Consider the following 20,945-nt stretch of genomic DNA (forward strand, 5'->3'; position numbering starts at 1 on the left):
AGCGTGTGTATGCAATCTTCAATCGATATCGACTGGTGGCTTCTAGCCCTTTTCTCTCTAACTCTAATCGTGCCGTTTTCCATCAATAGGCATTTTCAGCTGAGTTTAGGCAAAGATATCGTGCTCTCTGTGATGCGTATGACTGCTCAGCTGATACTGATCGGTCTCTATCTTGAGTATCTTTTTGATCTAAATAACCTTTGGGTCAACGTGGCATGGATAACCATCATGATTGGCGTTGGTGCCAGCGCCATCATAGGTAAGGCAAAACTGCCGAAGAAGTCGCTTTTGATGCCCGTATCCACCGGCTTGCTGGTGGGTTTAGCGCCAGTATTGTTCTTGCTCTGCTGGATGGTAATTCAGCCGGAGCCTTTTCATAGTGCTCAATATGTTATCCCGCTTGCTGGGATGCTGCTCGGCAATAGCTTGAGTGCCAATATAGTAGCACTGCAGAATCTCTACACCGCCTTCGAAGAGCGCAGGCACGAGTATGAAGCAGCAATTGCTCTAGCCGCTCCTTCTATGTATGCCACGCGTCCGTTTGTTCAAGCTGCGATGCAGAAATCATTCGCGCCAACATTGGCCTCTATGTCGACCATGGGCTTGGTCACCTTACCGGGTATGATGACTGGTCAAATCTTGGGTGGCGCTTCACCTATGGTGGCAATCAAATATCAGCTGATGATCATGATAGCCATCTTCGTGGTGATGAATATCTCAGTAACTCTGTCACTGCAGTTGAGTCTTCGAAACACCATCACCAAAGAGGGAAGAGTTACAGTTAGCTTTAAAAAGTAACGCCCATTTTAAAACGCACCACCTCTTCTTCGGTTTGTGCGCGATAGCTTGAGTCGTAATCGTCGTAGCTGTTGATGCGAATGTCGCCGTATTGCAGGTCAGTAAATAAATAGCCGATAGCGCCTTTAAATCCCCAACCGTATTGATAGGCATCGTCTACGTAGTAACCCTGTGGGTCTGTGCCGTTAAACACCACTTTGCCTATGTAAAGGTATGGTTTTACTTGGAAAGGGCCTGCAGAAAACTTGTACCCGGCTTCTAGGTTCACATCCCATATCGGCCCACCTTTAAATTTTGCATTGCTGCGTAGGTTAGTGTGGTTTATATCAACGCCTATGATTTTGCCGCTATAGCCTCCACCAATACTGACCCCTTGTAGGTTATCTGAATTGGTGACCCCCATATTCACATGCCATGGCTTGTCTGAAGCCCACACGGGTGAGCTTATGAGCAGGGCGAGTATGCCAATTTTCGTCATTGTTCTTGCATATCAGGAAGTAATACGCGGAGGGTAACACTTTGTTATTTATGGTAAAAAGTGTCGGGTTGCATATCGGAAGCCCAGATTTAGCAAGAACAATTACAGGCAGTGGTATTGCCCGATTTGACGTTTTGTTTGTATTCCTTGATAGAAGCCTTACGAATCGCATCCAGCTCTTTGGTGCGAACTGTCACTTCCATCCCTGACTTAGGTCTTGTAGAGCAGGCGAAATCGCGCTTGCCATCAACCTCCACTAAGCATGCCTTGCAACAACCATCACGGCGTCCATTCTTAAGACAAGGGGCAGGGATATTGATTTTAAGTCTTTGGGCAACCTCAACTAGGTTGGAATCGTCTGGCTTTAGGGAGCCAGTCTGGCCGTCTATCTCTATGCTGGAAAAGGAAAAACTGTTCATATTATTGTGCTTGGTTGAGTGTCTTTATTATAAGACGTCGGGGGTGCTAAAAAGACGAAATTAATTTCCTTCTAGAAAGTCCCCCTTTGTTTGACAGCACACAGGCAAATAACAGCAGTGATTTAGAAAGTCACACCTAAATGAAATTGCACATACTCTTCGTTGATATCACCACGGTTGTTGGCGTTGGTTGGGTCATAGGTATTGATGTTTAGATTGTTGTATCTAAGGTCGGCATAGATGAGGCCCAAGTTACCCTTGATACCCGCGCCATACTGATAGGCGTCGTCAAAGCGCTGTCCTTGGACGTTGGGACCGTTGAGAATGCTCTTGCCGATGAAGACATAGGGCTTGAACTGCAGGCGGTTAAGTTTGATCTTGTAGCCTGCTTCCACATTGAATTCATACATGCCGTTGGCATCGAATTTAGCGCCATCATCTAGGATGTGATAGTTAAACTCTGCACCAAAGATATCACCACTGTAACCTGCGCCTACGATCACCCCTTCTACCTGTGAAGAGTCACTGAGACCAGTATGGATATGCCAATTATATTCTTTGGTTTCTTCGGCTTGAATAGCAGTACTGAATAGAGCGAGAAGTAGGAGTGAGCGCTTCATTTATTATGATTCCATTATGAAAGAAAGCGCAATGTAACAGATTGTTATTTATGAAAAAAGCAGCAAGCTTGAACAAATTTTTAGGTTACTAGCTTGCTATTTTTAGCTTGAATGTGTGCTACTTAAAACTATAGATTTAGCATCTGTTTTTCAGCGCTTTCTACTGCTGGGTCGACCTTGAGTGTTTGTGTTGGGAAGGCGATGTCTGCTTCATTTTCGTGAATGATATTGATGATTTGAAGCATCACATCCTGCTTCACCTCATGGAATCTCACCCAGTTCACCGTCTTGGTAAAGGTATACACGAAGAAGTCTAGTGATGACTTACCAAAGGCATTGAAGTTGACTATCAGGGTTTGTGTGGCGTCGATCTCCGGATGCTCTTTTAGCATGGCGTGTACATCTGCGATGATCTTGTCCATCTTGGCGGAATCTTGGTAACGCAAGCCTATGGTCTCGTAGATACGACGGTTGGTCATGCGCGATGGGTTTTCAACCACTATATTACTGAAGACCGAGTTCGGTACGTATAGCGGGCGTTTATCGAAGGTACGGATCATGGTCATGCGCCAACCGATACGCTCTACCGTACCCTCAATGTTTCTATCTGGGGAGCGGATCCAATCACCCACCTTAAACGGACGGTCGAAGTAGATCATCATGCCACCGAAGAAGTTGGACAACAGATCTTTTGCCGCCAGACCAGCGATAAGACCACCGACACCACCGAAGGTAAGCAGACCTGATAGGCTAAGCCCAAGGGTCTGCATCACGGTCAATACACCTAGGATAATCACCGCGAGGCGCACTACCTTAGAGACGGCCTGTACTGTGGTTGGATCGCGCTCTGGGTGAGAGAGAACCTCGGCTTCGAAATTGGAGACGATTCGATAAAGAGCCCAGACAGCCACAAAGATCAGCAAAATTAGCTTTAGGGTAGCGAGCCAATCCAGTGAATGGTTGAGGTTGTCTTCGAGCACTAGCCCTAGGGATACAGTGGCAGGCCAACACCAGATTAAAACACTGATTGGGGCACGAATACCGTGAATAACTGCGTTGTCCCAAGTTACCTTGGTTTTTTCAGCGAGACTTTCCAGCCTGCCGAGCACCACGCGCCAGACACCCCAAGCAATCAAGCTGAAGGTGGTGATAAAAATCACCTCGTTGAGAATAAGGCTCTCTGTCAGTTGGAACATTTCAAGCCATGTTGAGGTTTCAGACATTATCTAATCCTTGGTTGAGAAATCTGGGTTGATGACACTGGCAACACAGCCTTGTAGCCAATGTTGTTTATCTTTGTTCGAGGGATTGCTGCGCCACAACATGCTGATGGTGAAATCACTCACCGGAATAGGTGGCTGGCTACGCGTTAACCCTTCAGCAATAAAAGGGATCATAGACATCAGCTTAGGTACTATGCATACAAGGTCGCGACCTTTTATCAGCTGGCCTATGGTCAAGAAGTTGCGGGATAGTACCTGCACATGGCGACTTTTATCCTGCTCTTGCAGGCTCTTATCGACATTGGTCACCCAGTTTCCATCTGGGCTAACTAAGGCGTGTGGAAGCTGACAAAACTGCTCAATTGAAAGCGGTGGTGTCAGTCCGGTTTTATTGGCATCGAATAGGCACACGTGGCTTTCTTGATAGAGAGGCTGGGTTTGATAGCGATCAGGTAGCGATGGGAAGCTACCTATTGCTAGATCTAAGCGCTCTTTTTCCATCACCTCTAAAACGTTGTGGCGATTGACGTTAATAAAGCTGATCTTGGCATTCGGTGCTTCAGCGCTTAATCGATCAAAGATCTGAGGGGCAAACACAAACTCCGCATAGTCGGTGAGGCCGATCTTAAAGGCCTCTTGGTATTTCTCGGGTGCAAAGCTTTCTTGGCTAAGAATGTTGTTGGTTACCACGCCAATCACGAGATCTACGTCTCGTGCAAGTTGCATAGCCTTTTCGGTGGGCTCCATCTTGTGGCCCTGACGATGGAAAAGGGGATCACCTAGCATCTGTCTTAGCCTTGCCAAGCTGTGGCTCATTGCTGACTGGCTTATATGAAGCTCATTGGCGGCAAGGGAAACACTGCGTGCTTTATACAGTGCCTGAAAGGCGACCAGCAGATTGAGGTCTATCCCTTTCCAGTTAATATCTGCCAAATTGGGTTCCTACATCTATCCTGTTCATATAGATTATCAATTCTATCAATTTGAATCATATAAAGGCATAGCATAGTTTATGCCTAACTTTTTTATTGAGGTATTACCTTAATGTTTTCCATTTTTAAGATCTTTTTCGCACTAGGCTGGGTTTGTTTTGGTGGCCCTGCTGCCCATATAGGCTACTTTCGTAAAACCTTCGTTGAGCAGAAGAAATGGCTCAGTGATGACGAATACGCGCAGCTTGTTGCCCTTAGCCAGTTTCTTCCAGGTCCAGGCTCTAGCCAAGTGGGCTTCGCCCTTGGCTACAAAAAAGGTGGCTTGGGCGGCGCGTTCGCAGCTTTTCTAGGATTTACCCTTCCTTCGATTCTTTTGATGATAACGCTGGCGCTACTCAGCAGTAGTTTGCTTGAGACCTCAATCTTTGTCTCAGTGATTCATGCCCTGAAATTGTTAGCAGTTGTGGTTGTGGCAGACGCAATCGTCGGAATGTACAAGAATTTCTGTCAGACCAAGCAATCTATCGGGCTTTGCTTGCTGGTGGCGGTGTCCATGCTGCTGTTTAGTGGCATTGCGGCTCAGATCATAGTGCTATTGGCGTGTGCAATCTTGGGCACCCTTTGGTTTAAATCAGAACCTGCAGAAAAGCCACAAGGTAAGGTTAAGTTGCAGATGCTGCCACTTGTGATCTTTGTTGCCGTGCTAGTGCTGGGTCCACTGCTCGCATCCCAAGCTCCTATCGCTAAGCTGTTCCACGACTTCTTCTATGCTGGCTCTCTGGTATTTGGTGGCGGCCATGTGGTACTTCCGCTTCTGCAAAACTTGATTGGTGACTCACTAAGCACAGATGCTTTCCTAACGGGTTATGCAGCAGCGCAGGCTGTACCGGGGCCTATGTTCACCTTTGCTACTTTCTTGGGTTATGAGCTATTGCCTCAGCAACCTATCTTGGGCTCTATTGTGGCAACTCTGGCTGTGTTCTTGCCAGGTTTCTTACTGGTGCTGAGCGTTATCCATAACTGGCAAGCATTGGCGAGTATTCCTTCGGTGTCGGCGGCACTTAAAGGTGTCAACGCGGGTGTAGTTGGCCTACTGATTGCGGCTCTCTATCAGCCTATCTTTGCGAGTGCAGTAAGCGGGGCACAAGACTTTGCGGTGGTGCTAGTAGGTTTCTTCCTACTCAAGCAGCTTAAGCTTCCTATTGTAGGCTTGGTTGCCAGCTTTATTGGCTACGGTGTGTTGGTTTCTTTCTTCTAAAAAGAATAATTAGGCATGCAAAGAGCTCAGAGTTATCTGGGCTCTTTTTGTATGTACTGCATGGGAGGCAGTCCGGTGATGCGTTTGAAGGCGCGGATAAACTTGGAGGAGTTGGCGTAGCCTAGGTGTGAAGCGACGTCGGCGACAGTGAATCTGTCCTCTCTCAGTACAGCCAGAGCGAACCTCACATGAAGCTTGTCGACGATATCTCGGAAGGTCATTCCCTCGCCTTGTAATTTTCTTTGTATGGTTCGCTTTGAGGTATTAAGGAGCTCACTGCACACGCCGAGTTCTAACTTACGCTCGCCGGTGTACGGCCAGAGCGCTGCTATCAATTGTTCCGAATATAAGCTCTGAACCGAGAGCTCAGGCAAAGAAACGCTCTGGGGTTCTATCTCAAGAGGCGTGTAGGCATCCTGTTTAGATAGAGTGATAGAGGTGACTTCGCGTTGAACAAATAACCCCTTGTGGGCAAGTGGGACATGTTTTTCAACTTCATCCACCTCTGCATGCTGCAGGCCCACCGATAAGGGAAGCCACTCATCTCCTAGTATGCGCCGAATGTACTGCACCAAGAACATCAGGCTCTGAAGCTCTAGCCAAATTGCAGTTCCGGAATAGCGCTCAAGATAGTGTTCATCTGTGCTTAGAGTCAAAGTGACCTGCTGTTCAAATCCCTCTTTTTCTATAGAGAGTAAAGACTGAGAGGAGTTGGATTGAAAATTCGCTACGTTGTACTCGAGTATGGAAACCAAGTTGTTACATTGGCTAGAGCTTGGAATCGGCCATAGCTTAGCCAGCTGTTTCATGCTCTCTTCTAGATAAAGAAAGAAGTCTTCACTGTCAGCGTGTTGGTGGAGTTGCTGCATAAAGTGAATGATGGCGTTTTCTGGAATCGCAGGGATAGTCAGTGTTCCGCGCTCAAGAGGAATAGGCAGAAACTCTTGCGCCTTGTGTAGCAAGCTCGATGGAAAGAAGTCTCGTGCGCTCTCTATGATGATGATGGCGCTTTCTACACGAATCAAGGGAAGCTGATTATCTGACACTGAATAGGCTATTGTTTTAAATGATGTTTTCAGTATATCCAGAAATCCTTGTATCTGCTTTTTAATAAAAAAACGCTCGATAGTGAGCTACCGAGCGTTTTGAAGATTAGAACAGACCAGCTAACTTATTCTCTACCACTGGAGTGATGTTAAGACCAATCATGAAGTCAGGACGGGTTCTTTCATCTTTTTCTATGTAGTAGTTAGCCTCAAGACCGAACTTCCAAGGGCGGTTACCTAGAATGACCGTTTTACTTACTTGGAAGTTAAGTGGAATTTCCGCTTGGTCTTCATTCCAGTCATAGCTCAGCGTTGGACTCGATGCGACTGTCCAGCCATTCCCTAGAAGCTCTACCCAACCAATCTGCACCGAGGTGCGGTTGATGTCTTTTGCATTCGGATTGTCAGACTGATTAGACACACCCCATAGATGGTTCGGGAAGAAGATAAAGATACGCTCTTTACTCAACTTACCAAGAAGCATCTCAGGACCTACTGCAAACTGGTCGGCAGTAAAGCCTTCCTGACCTGTTGGCAGTTGAGCAAATACACCAAATGCCATGATGCTGCCTGCCTCTGTCTTAGGGGCATAGGCAAGGTCGAAGCTGATGTCACCGAAGCCACTGTCGTCACCATACTCTCCGGCTTTGTCGTAGTTCATTGAGAAAGGTATCGCAGGGCGGAATAGGATCTTATCGCCGTTATCTAGCGGGAATGGCATTGAAGGTTGGAACAAAACAGTAGAGCTACTACCACCGTCGTCATAGCCGCCATAGTATTGAAATTTAAAGTTCAGGCTCGCTAGAGCCGTGTTTGGGTTCGCCAGTTCCTTTGCCGCTTTATCAGCTAACGCTTTTTTGTCCATCTGCTCTTGGTCCGCCATGGTTGGCAGAGCAATTAGGGATGCAAGCAGTGCGATAGCCGTTGTGGTTTTGCGTAGAATCTTGTTCATCAGTTCGCCCAATCAATCTTTCGAAGTTGAGGCGTAGTTTAATGATCAAAATCACACGCGATGCCCTTTACGCGCCACTATGTTTTTTGGTTTGTAATCTAGATAGCAGAAAAAGGCGGTAAGGGTTTACCGCCATGAGAGGTTTAGTATTTGGTTAGCTCGTTGGCGTGAGTTGCGACGCCTAGGCGGTTCCATGCATTCATCATGGTACAGAGCACGATAAATTGAGATATCTGGATTTCATCAAAGTGAGACTCTAGCGCTTGATAGGTTTCGTCACTGACACCCTTTTCAGTGATGTGTGCCATCTCTTCTACCAATGCCAATATCGAGCGCTCTTTTTCGTTAAACAGCTTGGACTCTTTCCATACTGATAGGGCAAAGATGCGCTCTTGTGTTTCTCCGTGCGCCAACGCTCCCTTGGTATGAACGTGAATACAATAGGCGCAGCCATTGATCTGAGAGGTACGCACACGCACCAGTTCTTCCAGGATAGGATCAAAGCCACACTGCTTAAGATAGGCTTCTACACCGAAGAAAGCTTTGTAGGCAGCGGGCTGATTTTTGTAGATGTTAACGCGGGACATGAGACTTCCTTATCATTCTAATTCCTTGCTAGGTCAAATCCTACACTAGCAAATTAAATCACCAGAGTTAACTGAGCCGATACGCCATAGTTGTCATCGTTGCCAAATTGTCCGGAGATATCAAAGCCAAATACGCCGTATGGCCTAAAGCCGATACCGGCAGTGAACACATCTTCGCTATAGCTAGTCATGCTGTGCATGTAGCCTGCGCGCAGTTGAGCCCATTTCCATAGGTCTGCTTCGGCACCTAGTCTTGCGTATTGGGTTTTGTAGCTCTGCTGCTTGAAGTAGCTACGGGAGTTGAGGTCGATATCGGCAGCTAGGGTGTACCAATTGGTGGAGTAAGCTGTACCGATTTTGTATTCGGGCTTTACCTCGAAGGTTGCACGCTCACCAAGCTGCATATTGGTATCTAGACTGTGAGAGATAAGGTTTCTTGCACTAATTGCTAGGTTCCAATGCTCTTGCACCTGCCAACTTGCGCCAAGATCAATATTGAAGGTGGTCTTAGATTCTAAGTCATCAAAGAAATCAGCATCGTCGATGTCATCCTCGGTTAGACGCTCTCTAAAGTAGGTGGTGTATATCTGCTGAACCTTAGGGGAGGCGCCAAAGCTCATATCTTGACCCCAGAGCTCTATGTTTTTAGCAAAGGTGAAACCATAGTCGAGCGTACCGCCGATAAGGCCAGTTGCGGTTGATTCAACCTCATCATCAGGACTGGTGTTATCAAGGTCGTTGTCGTCGATATCTGCAGTGGCGAGCATTGTCGCATGGGTGGAAACAAAGAAGTTAGTGTTCACAAACTTATTGGGGATAGCGAAAACCATACCAGCTGAGGCATCTGCTGTGATGTCCCCATTATTAAGATCCTGAAGTGCACGTCTCCATGCATTACGAGCTTCAATACTTCCTGGATTATCTATCCAGTCGTCTTCTGCATCGAAGTAGGTATCTAGCTTGTCCAACACGCCTTCCCCGTCATGAACCGAGGCGGTAACTGTTGGCAAGATCATGCCAAAGTTGTGCTCAGATTCGCCTTTTGCCGCTAGGGCAGGGTTGTGAAAGCTTGCTGACATAAAGTTGGCGGAGGCGACACCTGTTCCGCCCATGGCAACGCTGCGCGAGTCGGCAAGTGTAGGTGTTGAGAGTAGTAGTGAAATTGCCGAAAGCGGGATTCCTTGCTTAACTAAGTTCATGATATTCCTGTCATCAATGTATTTACCGTCTAATATTCTATATGCGTTATATTTGGTCGGAATAACATGGAAATTTTTAGCAACTTAAGCTAACAAGCTGTTACTTTTTAATCAGAAAACGTCTACAATTCTGCCGTTTTCATATCCCTGAGTTATTTAATGTCCTTATCAAAGAAGATCTTGCTAGCACTGTTCCCACTCTTTTTACTATTAGTGGGTGTGCTTGCGTGGCTTCAAATTAAGTATATTTATCCGGTATTTACCCAGTTAGAACAAGACTCTGCCATCAAGAACTTCGAGCGAGTAGTCTCTCGCTTTAATGAAGACTCTCAGACCCTAGATAAATTGAACCGAGACTGGGCGTCTTGGGATGACACCTATGCCTTTGTGCAAGGCCAAAATACCAACTATGAAAAGGCAAACCTAGGTGTTGAGTCGTTTAAGAATGGTGACTTCGATTTTTTGATGTTCTTTAACACCCGCGAGGAGTTGGTTTGGCACGGTATTTACAGTGAGACGGCGGACAATGTAGTTAAGAACAAAGATCTAGTGGATCAGACCATAGGTCAGCTTTCTCGTAAGTACGGTACAGACTCCTTCATGCCGAATACTCTAGACGGTAACTTCATGGGGCTGTTGGTAGTAAATGAGCGTCCGGTCTTGTTCTCTATCAGACCAATTCTTAAATCTAATAATCAGGGACCGATAATGGGTTATCTGATCCGCGGCAAACGCATAGATAGAGGCCTTATAACGGATTATATGAAGCAGACACAGGTGAGGTTTAAGCTCACTGCGGTGGAAAACGCAAATAAAGAGATCACGCCAGACCTTATGGTTGAGGTGATGGACGCACAGACTTTAGAGGTATCCCGTTATATCTACAGCAATGGTGTGCCGATTATATTGCTGGAATCCTACTACCCGAGAAATATAAGTCTGCAGGGTAAATTAGCAGTGCAAACCGCACTTATTGCTTCGGTTATCTTGGGCGTACTTTTGCTGGTGGTGCAGTGGTATGTTCTGCAAGTGGTTGTATTGGCTCCAATTTCTAAATTAAAAGAAACAGCTTCTTCAATCACTGAGAATCAGAACTATCGTCAGCGCACCAGTATTGAAACCAAGGATGAGATTGGTGGGTTGTCACTACAGCTGAACAATATGCTAGATGCCATCGAGACTCGAGAAGAGAAACTTCAAGAGGCTATGCGCGAGCTTAAACACCTTTCCGTGACAGACTCGCTAACAAAGATCCCTAACAGACTGCGCTTTGACTCAGCTTCTCGCACTGAGTGGCGTCGCATGAGTCGTGACAGAATGCCACTTTCTATCATTATGTGCGATGTGGACTATTTTAAGCAGTACAACGATTACTACGGTCATATTGGTGGTGATGACTGCTTGGTAACAATCGCTAATGCCTTGGCGAAGAGCGTGGCGCGTCCCGCGGATTTGGTGGCACGTTATGGCGGCGAAGAGTTTGTTTTGCTGTTGCCAAACACAGATATCAAGGGTGCTGAATTTATTGCTGAAAAGGTGATGAATAAGATAGCTGAGCTTAATATCGCTCACTCCAAGAGTGATGTTGCTGATCACGTGACCGTGAGTATGGGGATTTCGTCTGTCATTCCCAACTCGGGTAAGTCTCTGCGCCAGTTGCTGACTCATGCTGATGATGCCCTATATGAGGCCAAACTGACCGGTCGTAATCGCTATGTATCAGTGCGATATTAACAGTCTGAAGTCGAGGTCTCTCTAGCCTGTTTTGGGAGCATTACAGTTGCCAGAAGGACTGCGCCCATAGTCAGACCTAGTATCAGATAAAAGATCCCAAGTTCGGTTTTGTCTGATACCCAAGTACCTACCAAGTAGCTACCAAAAAAGCCTGCTAAACACATCTGAATCGAGCCTGCTAGCGCAGATACTGAGCCCGCATCTTTCTTATGTGGCTTGAGTAACAAGCTTATTGAGAGCGGGAAAGAGACTCCTTGCGCCACTGCTATCCAAGTGAAGGACCACACTAGGTTGAACACAGTGAACGGCGCAAATAGGAGCCATAAGCCCGCAAAGAAGAACATAGCTATGCTCAATCCAATCAACTGATAGGTTCCGAAACGGCGGTTGAGGGTGTTAAGTAAGATGCTACCCATCATCAAACCCGCCGATGGGATAATCATCACCACACCATAATCAGCGGCTGTCATACCCAGCTGTTGCTGCATCAAATATGGCATCAGTGACAAAGACACCACGGCAGCCAGATAACTTAACCAGTTATATGAGGCGCTAGAGATAACCTGCGGATTTTGGATAAGCTCAACATATTTCTTGAGCACGTTGCTGAGCTTAAAGCTACTTTTGGCATAGGGTAGGGTTTCTGGAAGTATGTACCAGCCCACCGCAAAGGTCGCAAGAAGATAGATTAAGACAAAGGTGAAGACCGCTTCCCAATGGATATGGAAGGCTATCCAACCACCAAATACCGGAGATATGATCGGCATGATAGAGGCGGTAATGGCGAGGTATGAGAGCGCCTTGGTGAGCTGACTACCATCGTAGCTATCGCGCAAGATGCTGCGCCCGAGCACTGACGCGCTACCTGCACCTAAGCCCTGTAGTAGTCTGCCCGATTCCAAGGCAATTAGGTTATCGGTAAAGCAAATACAAAGCAGGGTACCGCTTATGTAGACTGCCTGACCCATGAGAAATACTGGACGCCTGCCGATGGCGTCAGAGAGCGGACCATAGAACAGCTGTGATAAACCAAAACCAACCAAGAAAAGGGTGACGATAGATTGAAGGTCGGATTTGCTGACACCAAGGTCTGCGCTGATAAGGGGAAGAGAAGGTAAGTAAATACTTACACCTACTTGCCCTGTGGCGATAACCAGCATGGCAAGCATTAATGGGATGAGATTCATTTGAGACTTTTTATTCATGAATTGAATTTTATGTTGAAAATCATCGGATGATAATTGACCATTGAGGAACTAGATTGTTTCCATTTAGGAATTAATATGGATTGGATACAGAGTATTCGTAGCTATGTGATGGTAGTGGAGGAGGGAAGCTTTAACGGAGCAGCCCGCAGATTGTCCACCACCAGCTCAGCAGTTAGTAAGCGCGTACATTGGATAGAGGAGAAGATTGGCGTACAACTTCTCAAGCGCACAACACGCAGTGTCACCCAGACAGAGGCTGGCGCTCTTTTCTACAAACGTATGAAGCAATCGTTAGACAGCTTTCAGTCCATCATCGATGAAACCCGCTCGGTAAACGAGTCCCCAGTAGGGCTACTGAAGATAGGTGCAACCCTAGCGGTAGGCTCTAAGTTCCTGCTGCATTATATCGATGGATTCTTGCAACGTTATCCTGATATCCGTATTCAGCTCACCACCACCATTCCAGGCCAACTTCCCGAGATGAAGTTAGACCTTTTCATCAGTCGAGAGCTCGAGCAGTTCAACTCACTCAGTTTTCGTTCCAAGCTTTTATTCGAAGACAGGTTTCGCTTTTACGCCTCGCCGCAATATCTTGAGCAACATGGCGAGCCAAAATCGGTTGAGGAACTGCAACAGCACAACATCTTGATCTTCGGTGAGCAGCTTCAGCGGGAGTTCACCCTAGCCTCGGGCAAGCGTATTTCGGTATCGGGTAATTTTGCGACCACTAACCCAGAGGCTCTATTCCACGCAGGGAAGAATGGTATGGGGATATTGCCAACTAACTCAGTGATGATCCAGCAAGAGCTGCAACAGGGCGCATTAGTCCCTATCTTGCCAGAGGTGTATGCGCGAGATACTACCGTGTATGCCTACTATCCGAAGCTGGATTATGAGCACACGCGTACGCGGTTGTTTTTGGATTACCTTGTGGAGCAGATTGCTGAGGAGAAGCGGGTTAAGGATTGATGAGAATTGGTGTAGTGCAGTTGTTGGGAAGATCCCGGATAGTTGTTTCACAACTTCCGGGATGACTTCTTAATACTTGTTATTCAGTTAGTTAGTGTTAAAAACACCCGTCATACCGGAAGCCATAGGCTATCCGGTATCTAATGTGGTGCTGTAGTCATGAAGATCCCAGATCATTGCTTTGCAATTTCTGGAACGACAAGAGGGTATGTGCAGACTGCCCCAGTGAAATCACTTCACCGAAGCTGTTTGCATCTCACTTTCTGGTTGCTTCTGCACCTCTCGCCACCACGCATATTGTGCACTCGCCGGAATATCCTGCACTGGCATCATCTGGCCGAATATCGGGGTAACCAACTGCACGTTACGTGATTGTGCTGCGCTTAGTGCGCGGTCTAGGGGCTCAAACCAGTCGTGTACTGATAGGTCAAAGGTCGAGTTATGGATAGGCAGCATAGCCTTACCCTTGAGGTCAATGTGCGCCTGTACGCTTTGTTCTGGCATCATGTGGATTTGGCTCCACGCCTCTGAATACGCCCCAGTTTCCATCATGGTTAGATCAAATGGGCCGTATTTTTCGCCGATTGCTTTAAATCCAGAGAAGTAGCCTGAGTCACCACTGAAATACAGGTTCGCCTGTTCGCCTTTGATTACCCAACTTGCCCATAAAGTGCTGTCTTTGTCGAATAGACCACGACCAGAGAAGTGCTGAGTTGGTGTTGCCGCAAATAGGATAGAGTCGATCTGCTTCTCTTCCCACCAGTCCAGTTCTATCACCTTGTGCTCAGATACACCCCAATCGGTTAGGATCTTGGCAATTTTTAGCGGTACAAGGAAGTGATCTACCTTGTGATGCAGTGCTTTGATCGCCCCTTTATCTAAGTGATCATAATGGTCGTGACTGATTACCACCATGTCGATATGAGGCAGATCTTGCAAAGAGATCGCGGCATCTTGGAAGCGTTTTGGACCTGCCCACTGCACTGGTGAGGCGCGATCGCTAAACACGGGATCGGTAAGGATAGTTTTTCCATCGAGACGGATCAGCATGGTGCTGTGGCCCAGGCGGGCAACCGATGCCTGTTTGGTGTTTTCGATCTGCTCAGCGGTGAGCGTCATGCTAGGTAGCGGTTCGGTAGGTACAGGCTCGGTACGTGTGGTAGTGAAGTATGCCTTCATTGCACCGTAGATATCGCCCATCCCTGTGCTATAAGAGATTTCACTATTTTGAAACTTGCCATCAATCTGCTTTGATTCGAAGATTTCTGCTTGTAGTGGTGTCGCTGACATAAGAACCGCTCCTAACACGATATGTTTCATCACACTTACTCTCATAAAGTAAACTATACAGTGTAGTTTACATGCGAATTTCAAAAAGTAAACTAAGTAGTGTACTATTTTGGTATTGCTTAGTTCAGAGAGTGGTTAACTTGTTGAACATTAAGCCGTAATTTTGAACAATTATTTTTAAACTGATCTTAAGGTCACCCTCAACGATTAAGTTTGAATGACCATAGCGTTGAAGAAATATGAAGAAGACTCGAAGTGAATTAAAGCGAGAAGCTATCCTGGTTGCAGCCAAGCAAGCCTTTCTAGAATCAGGGGTTGCAGGTACCAGTATGGATAAGCTTGCAAGTCTAGCCAATGTTTCAAAGCGCACCGTATATAACCATTTCAGCAGCAAAGAAGAACTGGTGATAGAGCTTATTAGCTCACTATGGCGTGAAGCGGTTCAGCAGATAGATGTGACTTTTCACCCTGAACAAAGCCTGCATGACCAGTTCGAGAAGATACTGCTCGCGGAACTAAATGCCAGTTGCTCACCAGACTATATAGAGATAGCTCGAGTTATCTTTGGACACTACCTTTTCTCGCCAGAAGAGCTCAGAAAACAGGTAGACAAGTTCTCTAAGAAAGAGAGTGCGATAGCAAGTTGGATAAAAGCGGCTGTAGAGCATGGTTCTATCAAAGAGTGCGATATTGAGCTATTTACTGAGCAAAGCTACACATTAATTAAGGGAGTTTATTTTTGGCCACTTTTGGCTGGAATGCGTGATTTCCCTAGCCAAAAAGAGAAAGATGTACACGTTAAAAATAGCGTAGACTTGTTGCTAACCTATTATAAAGCATAGGTTTTCGAAGAAATTTAATTCATAGTAACTAGAATGAATATCCCTGTGTATTTAAATTTTTACATCTCATGTAAAATCAAATTTAATACTATCTATTGCCTTTTAAATAAAAAAGTGATTGCAACTCACGTTTTTCTTAGTTAAGTTGCACTCACTAGGCAAAATTATATAAGCCATGTAGCACTGCTTTTTAGCTAAAGCCCTGTTTAATTATTCTGCTACATGCATCAAAGCAAGGATTATTCGCTATGTATCAAACCGATGACGTACGTATCAACAAGGTAAAAGAACTACTTCCGCCAATCGCAATTTTGGAGCGTTTCCCAACATCTGAAACAGCGGCGGCAACCACCTTTAATGCTCGTACTGCTATCCACAATATTCTGAACGACAAGGACGACCGTCTATTAGTGATCGTAGGTCCTTGCTCAATTCATGACCCAGAAGCTGCTCTAGAGTACGGCAAGCGCCTTAAAGCACTGCGTGATGAGCTAAGCGATAACCTTGAAGTAGTAATGCGTGTTTACTTCGAGAAGCCACGTACTACAGTGGGTTGGAAAGGTCTGATCAACGACCCTTACCTAGATAACACCTTTAAGCTAAACGATGGTCTTCGTCTTGGTCGTAAGCTTCTTCTTGATCTTACTGATATGGGGCTACCAACAGCGGGTGAGTTCCTAGATATGATCACTCCACAGTATGTGGGTGACCTGATCAGCTGGGGTGCAATCGGTGCGCGTACTACTGAATCTCAGGTTCACCGTGAGCTAGCATCTGGCGTATCTTGCCCAGTTGGCTTCAAGAATGGTACCGACGGCAATATCAAGATCGCATCGGATGCAATCCGCTCTGCTGAATCTTCGCACCACTTCCTATCTGTAACCAAATACGGCCACTCAGCTATCGTAGAAACTGGCGGTAACCCAGATTGTCACCTTATCCTGCGTGGTGGTAAAGAGCCGAACTACAGCGCAGAACACGTTGCTGATGTTAAGTCAAAGCTAGATGCATCTGGCCTTCCTCAGAAGGTGATGATCGATTTCAGTCACGCTAACAGCTCTAAGCAGTTCCAGCGTCAAATGAACGTGTGTGAAGACGTTTCAGGTCAAATCGAAGGCGGTGAAAAGGCTATCTTTGGTGTAATGATCGAATCTCACCTTGTTGAAGGTCGCCAAGACCTAGTTGAGGGTGAAGAGCTAACCTATGGTCAATCTATTACCGATGCATGTATCGGTTGGGAAGACACCGAAACAGCTCTACGTCAGCTTGCTAAAGCGGTGGAAGCACGTCGCAACGCTTAATTGCTAGCACAACTTTTTAGAAGCCCTCGACCTAGTCGGGGGCTTTTTTGTAATTGCTATAAGGCATTGAATAACAGATAAAAAAAGACTCTCCAGTGGAGAGTCAAGGGCAGTTACGTAGTGCTTGTTAGCTACTTGTTAAAACTCACTTGCTCTAACATTTGTACTAATTCGTCTTCTGTTTGAGGCTCTTTCGACAGGTTGATCTCAGGGGAAGAGCCACCTCTTAGAACGTACGCCTTGGTACCGCAGTGATCATAGTGATACCAAAGTCCATTCACGCACACGTCTGTGTAACATCTTGGGTCTTGTTTCAGTTTCATGTGCATCTCCTGTTGCTTTACATTTCCTTAACAACACAAACCTTACCTCTGCTCGAAAGAATGAAAAATGATCGAGATCAATTTTGTTTCGGTTTTGTTGTTTTTATGTAAATAAAGAAAAATCCCGAGGGGACAGCCTCGGGATTGGAGAAAAGGGTCATCTTCGTAGTGCCAACTGACAGAGATATTGACCTGTTTTACGTTCTAGTTGTTTTGACGTCTTTACAACGTCTCTAAAGTCTAGCTTATTTAAACCGTACGAGCTGACTATAAACCGTAAATATTTGAATTAGGTCAATTTTTCCCATGTAACTAGAATTTGTAGTACACATTGGTGTTAATCATATAACCATCAACCGACACTCCGTTGTTCTCTTCATCGTAGAGGGATTGCCACTCAAGAGCGAAGATAAATGGAGTCTGATTGCGGAACGATACACCCAAACCATACACAAAATCTGAGTCTGACTCAGTGCTGCTGATGTAGTTGGCTTCTGTATTACCGTAACCAAGGATGAGATAAGGTTTGATCGCCGGCGTTGCTGGCCAGATAACCCTTACTAGAGCTGAATAGTGGTATTTGACCTGAACTTCATCGTCAGTGGTGCCACCATATCCTCTTATTTCAGCGGCGAGGTAGTCCCAGAACTGATATCCGAGAATGCCACCCACTAGAACGTCATGGGAGTCGCCTATCATGGAGTTGTCGAAGTTTGCGAAGCCGACGCCTAATCCGAAGTAAACTCCGTCATCGTCGTACACACCTGCGGCGTGAGAGGAAGGTGAGAAAGCGTAGCCTGCAACCACTGCGGTTAATGCGATAAGAGAATTGCGCATAATCCAAGTCCCTTTTATTTTTATGTTGATTGAGCTTTTTGGGTACCTAAATCGCGACTACTTTAATCGACTCAAGTACCGAATACATGCTTAAGCATAGCTCAAAGCATAAAATCGATAGGATTTTGAATATTATTCACAGGGGAGTAAAAGAAAGTCGAGGCAATTTATTACCTCGACTGGACAATCAAGCGGCGACTCCAAGGCGTTCAAATTTGATGCCATCGACCATTACAGGCCAGCCCGATTCAGCGTACTCCTTGGCAAGTGCAAGAGCCATATCGCGAGAAATGGTCACTGTGGTCCATTTACCAATGCCAAGTGGCTTATAAGCCAATTCTGCTTTGATCATTTTAATATCCTTATTACTGGGTGGTGCTCCCCAAGCGTGCTCCCTTGCATTGCTTGGTTTGTAGCGATTATCCCTAAGCAGGATAGAAAAACCATTCAAATAGGCTCGAATAATATTCTTATTAGCTCGTTATTGTCATAGTTTTAACTAGGTATATATAGAATTGTATATGGTATGCCCTCTGTGAATACTTAACGCTTTGGTGTGTCCATAGAAGGTTATGAATGTTTGTTTTAGTTGCCGATCTTTAGGCAAGGTTATTCTCATTTATTTGAAACCATCAGCCGGGCATTTTCTTCATATTGAGAGTGATTTTAAGCCACTAGTTATGGTAATTATTTGAGTAACCTTGTTGATGAAATGAGAGAATAACGACGGTTTACACTTTGTCTTTTGCGCCTAGCTAACGGTTGTGGGAGGCTAAATAAAAAATGTGTACCATTCGCACTTCATAAACAGTTAAATGTGTTTTAGTGGCAACTGAGCTTCAGGTTGTGTGTTTTTCAAAAACGGTTTCGCAATTTCACGGCGGTGGTTAATGGATGTAAAAAATGCTTCCCAGAAAGCGTATCAATATGCAGGCCCAAACCTAACACTGGTCGGTTGGATGGGTTTCGTTGGCTTTCCCATTTACTACATCACTTGGACCTACCTGTTCCCACAGCCCTATGAAAGCCTAGCGCTGAGAGTATTCTGTTCGTTACTGTTTCTAGGAGTTGTTCTGAGGGATAAGCTCGCGAGCCCTTGGAAAAAGCATTTCCATATTTATTACCAGATAGTCATAACCCTGTGTCTGCCCTTCTTCTTTTTCTACATGCTGATAATGAATGATTGGTCGACGATCTGGCTACTCTCCTATATGTCCGCCATTTTCCTGCATGTATTGCTGGTTCATGTGACCTGGCTGCTGTTTGCTCAGGGGATAGTTGGTGTCTTACTGGCAATAGCAATGACTTGGTTGTCTGGAGATCTGGCGGGAAATAGCGCCTTTGAATGGGCGTATGTCCCTATCTTCTTATTTGTGTATGTGTTTGGCAGTGCTTTTTATGTGCGTAATCAGAATCAGCATGAGGGCAGGGTTGCGTTAACTAAAACCCTCGGGGCAGGAATTGCACACGAGATGCGAAACCCCTTGGCGACGCTGTCTGCTGCAGTAGATGTATTTCAATCTCTTATCCCTAAACCAGACGGGAAAGACCTCACCACCTATCAGATTTCTGCATCCGAAGCTGAGCAACTGTTGCAAACCACTGAATTTGCTAAGAATTCAATCCAAGGTGGGCGAGAGGCCATCGACCTCTTATTGACATCCATAGACGAAAGTGAAATCTCCTGTGCGTCCTTTCAGTACTATTCCGCAAAGGATGTGGTGGAAAATGCCATTGAGAGCTTTGGCTACCAGCAGCCTCATTCAAAAGGCAACACCTCTTTATCTGTTTCTGGTGATTTTGAGTTTTTAGGTAGTGATGTATTACTGCGTTATGTGCTGTTTAATTTGCTGAAGAATGCGTATCAGCACGGTGTAGCCGATGGGCAGGAACTTCAAATCCAGGTTTCCATTGTGCCGTCGGAGCACGAAAACAGACTGGTTGTCACAGATAACGGCAAAGGCATGCCTCAAGAGGTAGTAGAGCGAATCTTTGATGACTTTTTCTCAACTGGGGGACAGAGCAACTCCGGTCTTGGACTACCGTTTTGTCAAAAGGTGATTCGCGCATTTGAGGGGAACATTCGATGTGAATCGCAGCTAGGTCAGGGCACGAGTTTTATCATCACAGTACCAAGGGTTGATTCTCAAGCGATCAAAAACCTTCAGCAGCAAGTACTTGGTTGTAAAACAGTGCATCTGGTCAGTGATGATAAATCACAGATACATTCGGTGCACAAGGTTGCAAGAAATATTGGTGTTAGCATTGAGACGCTGGATATTAATGCTTTGTTAGGCAATAAAAAGATTAAATCCGACCTGATTTTGATTGATAGCGATTGCTTAGAATTGCACCAAATCAAACAGTTAAGTGCAGTACCAAGGTTATCGAATACGGCGGTGTTGTCTAAGCATGAGCACGCTGGCATTGAGCTACTTTGGAGCAGCTATCCTAGATGGTCACAAGCCTCTGAGTTTATGTTGATAAATATGCTGTTGGGCAAACTTTCTAGTGACACGCAAGAGGTGCGCCCAACTAGTGCCAAGAAGTCTTATGCGGGCAGAACGGTTATGGTGGTGGATGACAACGATTCTCTGCGCATGCTGACATCGATTATTCTGCAGAAGCAGGGCTTTGAGGTTATCCAGAGCAATAGCGGCAGAAAAGCAATCTTGGCGCTGGAAGAGAACCAGATTGACTTAATTCTGATGGACGTGGATATGCCTGACATGAATGGCCTCGAAGCAACGGCAACAATCAGAAATTCACAGCGAGAGTTTTCGCACATACCGATTATCGCTCATACAGGGGATATCTCAGCGGATGCTGTGAATAATATAAAGCTCAGTGGTATGCATGATCATCTGCGCAAGCCTGCAAGCCAAGATGCATTGTTGGAGAAGATCTCCGACTGGATCTAATGACTCTC

At 45.8% G+C, this 20,945-nt stretch carries 21 protein-coding genes; 7 read left to right on the forward strand and 14 right to left on the reverse strand.

The genetic code is table 11. From position 1 onward, the window contains the following. Positions 1-9: 9 nt before the first annotated feature. Complete coding sequence (locus Pcarn_RS16460) at positions 10-798, forward strand: ABC transporter permease (protein ID WP_261837011.1); 789 nt, start codon at positions 10-12, stop codon at positions 796-798. On the opposite strand, the gene Pcarn_RS16465 is transcribed toward Pcarn_RS16460, so the two are convergent. The 5 genes from Pcarn_RS16465 to Pcarn_RS16485 form a co-directional block, all read right to left on the reverse strand. Continuing rightward, the gene (locus Pcarn_RS16465; protein ID WP_261837012.1) at positions 788-1,276 is read right to left on the reverse strand and encodes a hypothetical protein; all 489 of its coding nucleotides are present in this window, start codon (positions 1,274-1,276) and stop codon (positions 788-790) included. The two genes, Pcarn_RS16460 and Pcarn_RS16465, sit on opposite strands and share 11 nt — an antisense overlap. An 89-nt stretch (positions 1,277-1,365) precedes the next feature. Further along, entirely contained in the window at positions 1,366-1,695 is a 330-nt protein-coding gene (locus Pcarn_RS16470; RefSeq protein ID WP_261837013.1) for a 2Fe-2S iron-sulfur cluster-binding protein, read from the reverse strand. A gap of 122 nt (positions 1,696-1,817) precedes the next feature. After that, complete coding sequence (locus Pcarn_RS16475; RefSeq protein ID WP_261837014.1) at positions 1,818-2,315, reverse strand: hypothetical protein; 498 nt, start codon at positions 2,313-2,315, stop codon at positions 1,818-1,820. 128 nt (positions 2,316-2,443) lie between these two features. After that, positions 2,444-3,511 carry a mechanosensitive ion channel family protein gene (locus Pcarn_RS16480; protein ID WP_390904507.1) on the reverse strand — a complete coding sequence of 356 codons (1,068 nt, stop codon included), beginning with the start codon at positions 3,509-3,511 and terminating at the stop codon, positions 2,444-2,446. Between the two features lie 30 nt (positions 3,512-3,541). After that, positions 3,542-4,471: a LysR family transcriptional regulator gene (locus Pcarn_RS16485; protein WP_261837016.1), complete on the reverse strand. Its 930-nt coding sequence runs from the start codon at positions 4,469-4,471 to the stop codon at positions 3,542-3,544. 111 nt (positions 4,472-4,582) lie between these two features. On the opposite strand from Pcarn_RS16485, the gene chrA reads away from it, so the two are divergent. Then, positions 4,583-5,728, forward strand: a complete 1,146-nt coding sequence (chrA, locus tag Pcarn_RS16490; protein WP_261837017.1) for a chromate efflux transporter — start codon at positions 4,583-4,585, stop codon at positions 5,726-5,728. 32 nt (positions 5,729-5,760) lie between these two features. Here the strand turns inward: chrA and Pcarn_RS16495 are convergent, their stop codons facing one another. The 4 genes from Pcarn_RS16495 to traF form a co-directional block, all read right to left on the reverse strand. Further along, complete coding sequence (locus tag Pcarn_RS16495; protein ID WP_261837018.1) at positions 5,761-6,774, reverse strand: helix-turn-helix transcriptional regulator; 1,014 nt, start codon at positions 6,772-6,774, stop codon at positions 5,761-5,763. A gap of 106 nt (positions 6,775-6,880) precedes the next feature. Then, complete coding sequence (locus Pcarn_RS16500; protein WP_261837019.1) at positions 6,881-7,726, reverse strand: hypothetical protein; 846 nt, start codon at positions 7,724-7,726, stop codon at positions 6,881-6,883. Positions 7,727-7,869: 143 nt separating this feature from the next. After that, on the reverse strand, positions 7,870-8,313 hold the full coding sequence (locus Pcarn_RS16505) for a carboxymuconolactone decarboxylase family protein (RefSeq protein ID WP_261837020.1): 444 nt from the start codon (positions 8,311-8,313) through the stop codon (positions 7,870-7,872). Between the two features lie 53 nt (positions 8,314-8,366). Beyond that, entirely contained in the window at positions 8,367-9,512 is a 1,146-nt protein-coding gene (gene traF / locus Pcarn_RS16510) for a conjugal transfer protein TraF (RefSeq protein WP_261837021.1), read from the reverse strand. A 159-nt stretch (positions 9,513-9,671) separates the two neighbouring features. Between traF and Pcarn_RS16515 the strand changes: the two genes are divergently transcribed. Beyond that, positions 9,672-11,246, forward strand: a complete 1,575-nt coding sequence (locus Pcarn_RS16515; protein WP_261837022.1) for a sensor domain-containing diguanylate cyclase — start codon at positions 9,672-9,674, stop codon at positions 11,244-11,246. On the opposite strand, the gene Pcarn_RS16520 is transcribed toward Pcarn_RS16515, so the two are convergent. Further along, on the reverse strand, positions 11,243-12,433 hold the full coding sequence (locus tag Pcarn_RS16520) for a multidrug effflux MFS transporter (RefSeq protein ID WP_261837023.1): 1,191 nt from the start codon (positions 12,431-12,433) through the stop codon (positions 11,243-11,245). The genes Pcarn_RS16515 and Pcarn_RS16520 overlap by 4 nt on opposite strands. A 96-nt stretch (positions 12,434-12,529) precedes the next feature. On the opposite strand from Pcarn_RS16520, the gene Pcarn_RS16525 reads away from it, so the two are divergent. After that, on the forward strand, positions 12,530-13,423 hold the full coding sequence (locus Pcarn_RS16525; RefSeq protein ID WP_261837024.1) for a LysR family transcriptional regulator: 894 nt from the start codon (positions 12,530-12,532) through the stop codon (positions 13,421-13,423). 231 nt (positions 13,424-13,654) lie between these two features. Here the strand turns inward: Pcarn_RS16525 and Pcarn_RS16530 are convergent, their stop codons facing one another. Beyond that, positions 13,655-14,713 (reverse strand): MBL fold metallo-hydrolase, encoded by a 1,059-nt coding sequence (locus Pcarn_RS16530; RefSeq protein ID WP_261837025.1) that lies wholly within the window; start codon positions 14,711-14,713, stop codon positions 13,655-13,657. Between the two features lie 239 nt (positions 14,714-14,952). Between Pcarn_RS16530 and Pcarn_RS16535 the strand changes: the two genes are divergently transcribed. Both Pcarn_RS16535 and aroG read left to right on the forward strand, forming a co-directional pair. After that, positions 14,953-15,555 carry a TetR/AcrR family transcriptional regulator gene (locus tag Pcarn_RS16535; protein WP_261837026.1) on the forward strand — a complete coding sequence of 201 codons (603 nt, stop codon included), beginning with the start codon at positions 14,953-14,955 and terminating at the stop codon, positions 15,553-15,555. A gap of 248 nt (positions 15,556-15,803) precedes the next feature. Continuing rightward, positions 15,804-16,856 carry a 3-deoxy-7-phosphoheptulonate synthase AroG gene (gene aroG, locus Pcarn_RS16540; RefSeq protein ID WP_261837027.1) on the forward strand — a complete coding sequence of 351 codons (1,053 nt, stop codon included), beginning with the start codon at positions 15,804-15,806 and terminating at the stop codon, positions 16,854-16,856. Positions 16,857-16,987: 131 nt separating this feature from the next. Here the strand turns inward: aroG and Pcarn_RS16545 are convergent, their stop codons facing one another. From Pcarn_RS16545 to Pcarn_RS16555, 3 genes are all read right to left on the reverse strand, one after another. Then, positions 16,988-17,179 (reverse strand): hypothetical protein, encoded by a 192-nt coding sequence (locus tag Pcarn_RS16545; protein WP_261837028.1) that lies wholly within the window; start codon positions 17,177-17,179, stop codon positions 16,988-16,990. Between the two features lie 312 nt (positions 17,180-17,491). Next, positions 17,492-18,016 (reverse strand): porin family protein, encoded by a 525-nt coding sequence (locus Pcarn_RS16550; protein ID WP_261837029.1) that lies wholly within the window; start codon positions 18,014-18,016, stop codon positions 17,492-17,494. A gap of 187 nt (positions 18,017-18,203) precedes the next feature. Beyond that, complete coding sequence (locus tag Pcarn_RS16555; protein ID WP_261837030.1) at positions 18,204-18,368, reverse strand: hypothetical protein; 165 nt, start codon at positions 18,366-18,368, stop codon at positions 18,204-18,206. A gap of 538 nt (positions 18,369-18,906) precedes the next feature. On the opposite strand from Pcarn_RS16555, the gene Pcarn_RS16560 reads away from it, so the two are divergent. Continuing rightward, positions 18,907-20,937 (forward strand): ATP-binding response regulator, encoded by a 2,031-nt coding sequence (locus Pcarn_RS16560; protein WP_261837031.1) that lies wholly within the window; start codon positions 18,907-18,909, stop codon positions 20,935-20,937. Positions 20,938-20,945 lie beyond the last annotated feature (8 nt).

Origin of the sequence: Vibrio ishigakensis, from assembly GCF_024347675.1 — a bacterium.
In the GTDB taxonomy this organism is placed as follows: Bacteria; Pseudomonadota; Gammaproteobacteria; order Enterobacterales; family Vibrionaceae; genus Vibrio; species Vibrio ishigakensis.

Excerpts from the sequence above, each read along its gene's own strand:
- Pcarn_RS16460 (WP_261837011.1), top strand. The coding sequence starts at position 10 with ATGCAATCTTCAATCGATATCGACTGGTGGCTTCTAGCCCTTTTCTCT.
- Pcarn_RS16465 (WP_261837012.1), bottom strand. The coding sequence starts at position 1,276 with ATGACGAAAATTGGCATACTCGCCCTGCTCATAAGCTCACCCGTGTGG.
- Pcarn_RS16470 (WP_261837013.1), bottom strand. The coding sequence starts at position 1,695 with ATGAACAGTTTTTCCTTTTCCAGCATAGAGATAGACGGCCAGACTGGC.
- Pcarn_RS16475 (WP_261837014.1), bottom strand. The coding sequence starts at position 2,315 with ATGAAGCGCTCACTCCTACTTCTCGCTCTATTCAGTACTGCTATTCAA.
- Pcarn_RS16480 (WP_390904507.1), bottom strand. The coding sequence starts at position 3,511 with ATGTTCCAACTGACAGAGAGCCTTATTCTCAACGAGGTGATTTTTATC.
- chrA (WP_261837017.1), top strand. The coding sequence starts at position 4,583 with ATGTTTTCCATTTTTAAGATCTTTTTCGCACTAGGCTGGGTTTGTTTT.
- Pcarn_RS16500 (WP_261837019.1), bottom strand. The coding sequence starts at position 7,726 with ATGAACAAGATTCTACGCAAAACCACAACGGCTATCGCACTGCTTGCA.
- Pcarn_RS16505 (WP_261837020.1), bottom strand. The coding sequence starts at position 8,313 with ATGTCCCGCGTTAACATCTACAAAAATCAGCCCGCTGCCTACAAAGCT.
- traF (WP_261837021.1), bottom strand. The coding sequence starts at position 9,512 with ATGAACTTAGTTAAGCAAGGAATCCCGCTTTCGGCAATTTCACTACTA.
- Pcarn_RS16515 (WP_261837022.1), top strand. The coding sequence starts at position 9,672 with ATGTCCTTATCAAAGAAGATCTTGCTAGCACTGTTCCCACTCTTTTTA.
- Pcarn_RS16520 (WP_261837023.1), bottom strand. The coding sequence starts at position 12,433 with ATGAATCTCATCCCATTAATGCTTGCCATGCTGGTTATCGCCACAGGG.
- Pcarn_RS16525 (WP_261837024.1), top strand. The coding sequence starts at position 12,530 with ATGGATTGGATACAGAGTATTCGTAGCTATGTGATGGTAGTGGAGGAG.
- Pcarn_RS16530 (WP_261837025.1), bottom strand. The coding sequence starts at position 14,713 with ATGTCAGCGACACCACTACAAGCAGAAATCTTCGAATCAAAGCAGATT.
- Pcarn_RS16535 (WP_261837026.1), top strand. The coding sequence starts at position 14,953 with ATGAAGAAGACTCGAAGTGAATTAAAGCGAGAAGCTATCCTGGTTGCA.
- aroG (WP_261837027.1), top strand. The coding sequence starts at position 15,804 with ATGTATCAAACCGATGACGTACGTATCAACAAGGTAAAAGAACTACTT.
- Pcarn_RS16545 (WP_261837028.1), bottom strand. The coding sequence starts at position 17,179 with ATGAAACTGAAACAAGACCCAAGATGTTACACAGACGTGTGCGTGAAT.
- Pcarn_RS16550 (WP_261837029.1), bottom strand. The coding sequence starts at position 18,016 with ATGCGCAATTCTCTTATCGCATTAACCGCAGTGGTTGCAGGCTACGCT.
- Pcarn_RS16555 (WP_261837030.1), bottom strand. The coding sequence starts at position 18,368 with ATGATCAAAGCAGAATTGGCTTATAAGCCACTTGGCATTGGTAAATGG.
- Pcarn_RS16560 (WP_261837031.1), top strand. The coding sequence starts at position 18,907 with ATGGATGTAAAAAATGCTTCCCAGAAAGCGTATCAATATGCAGGCCCA.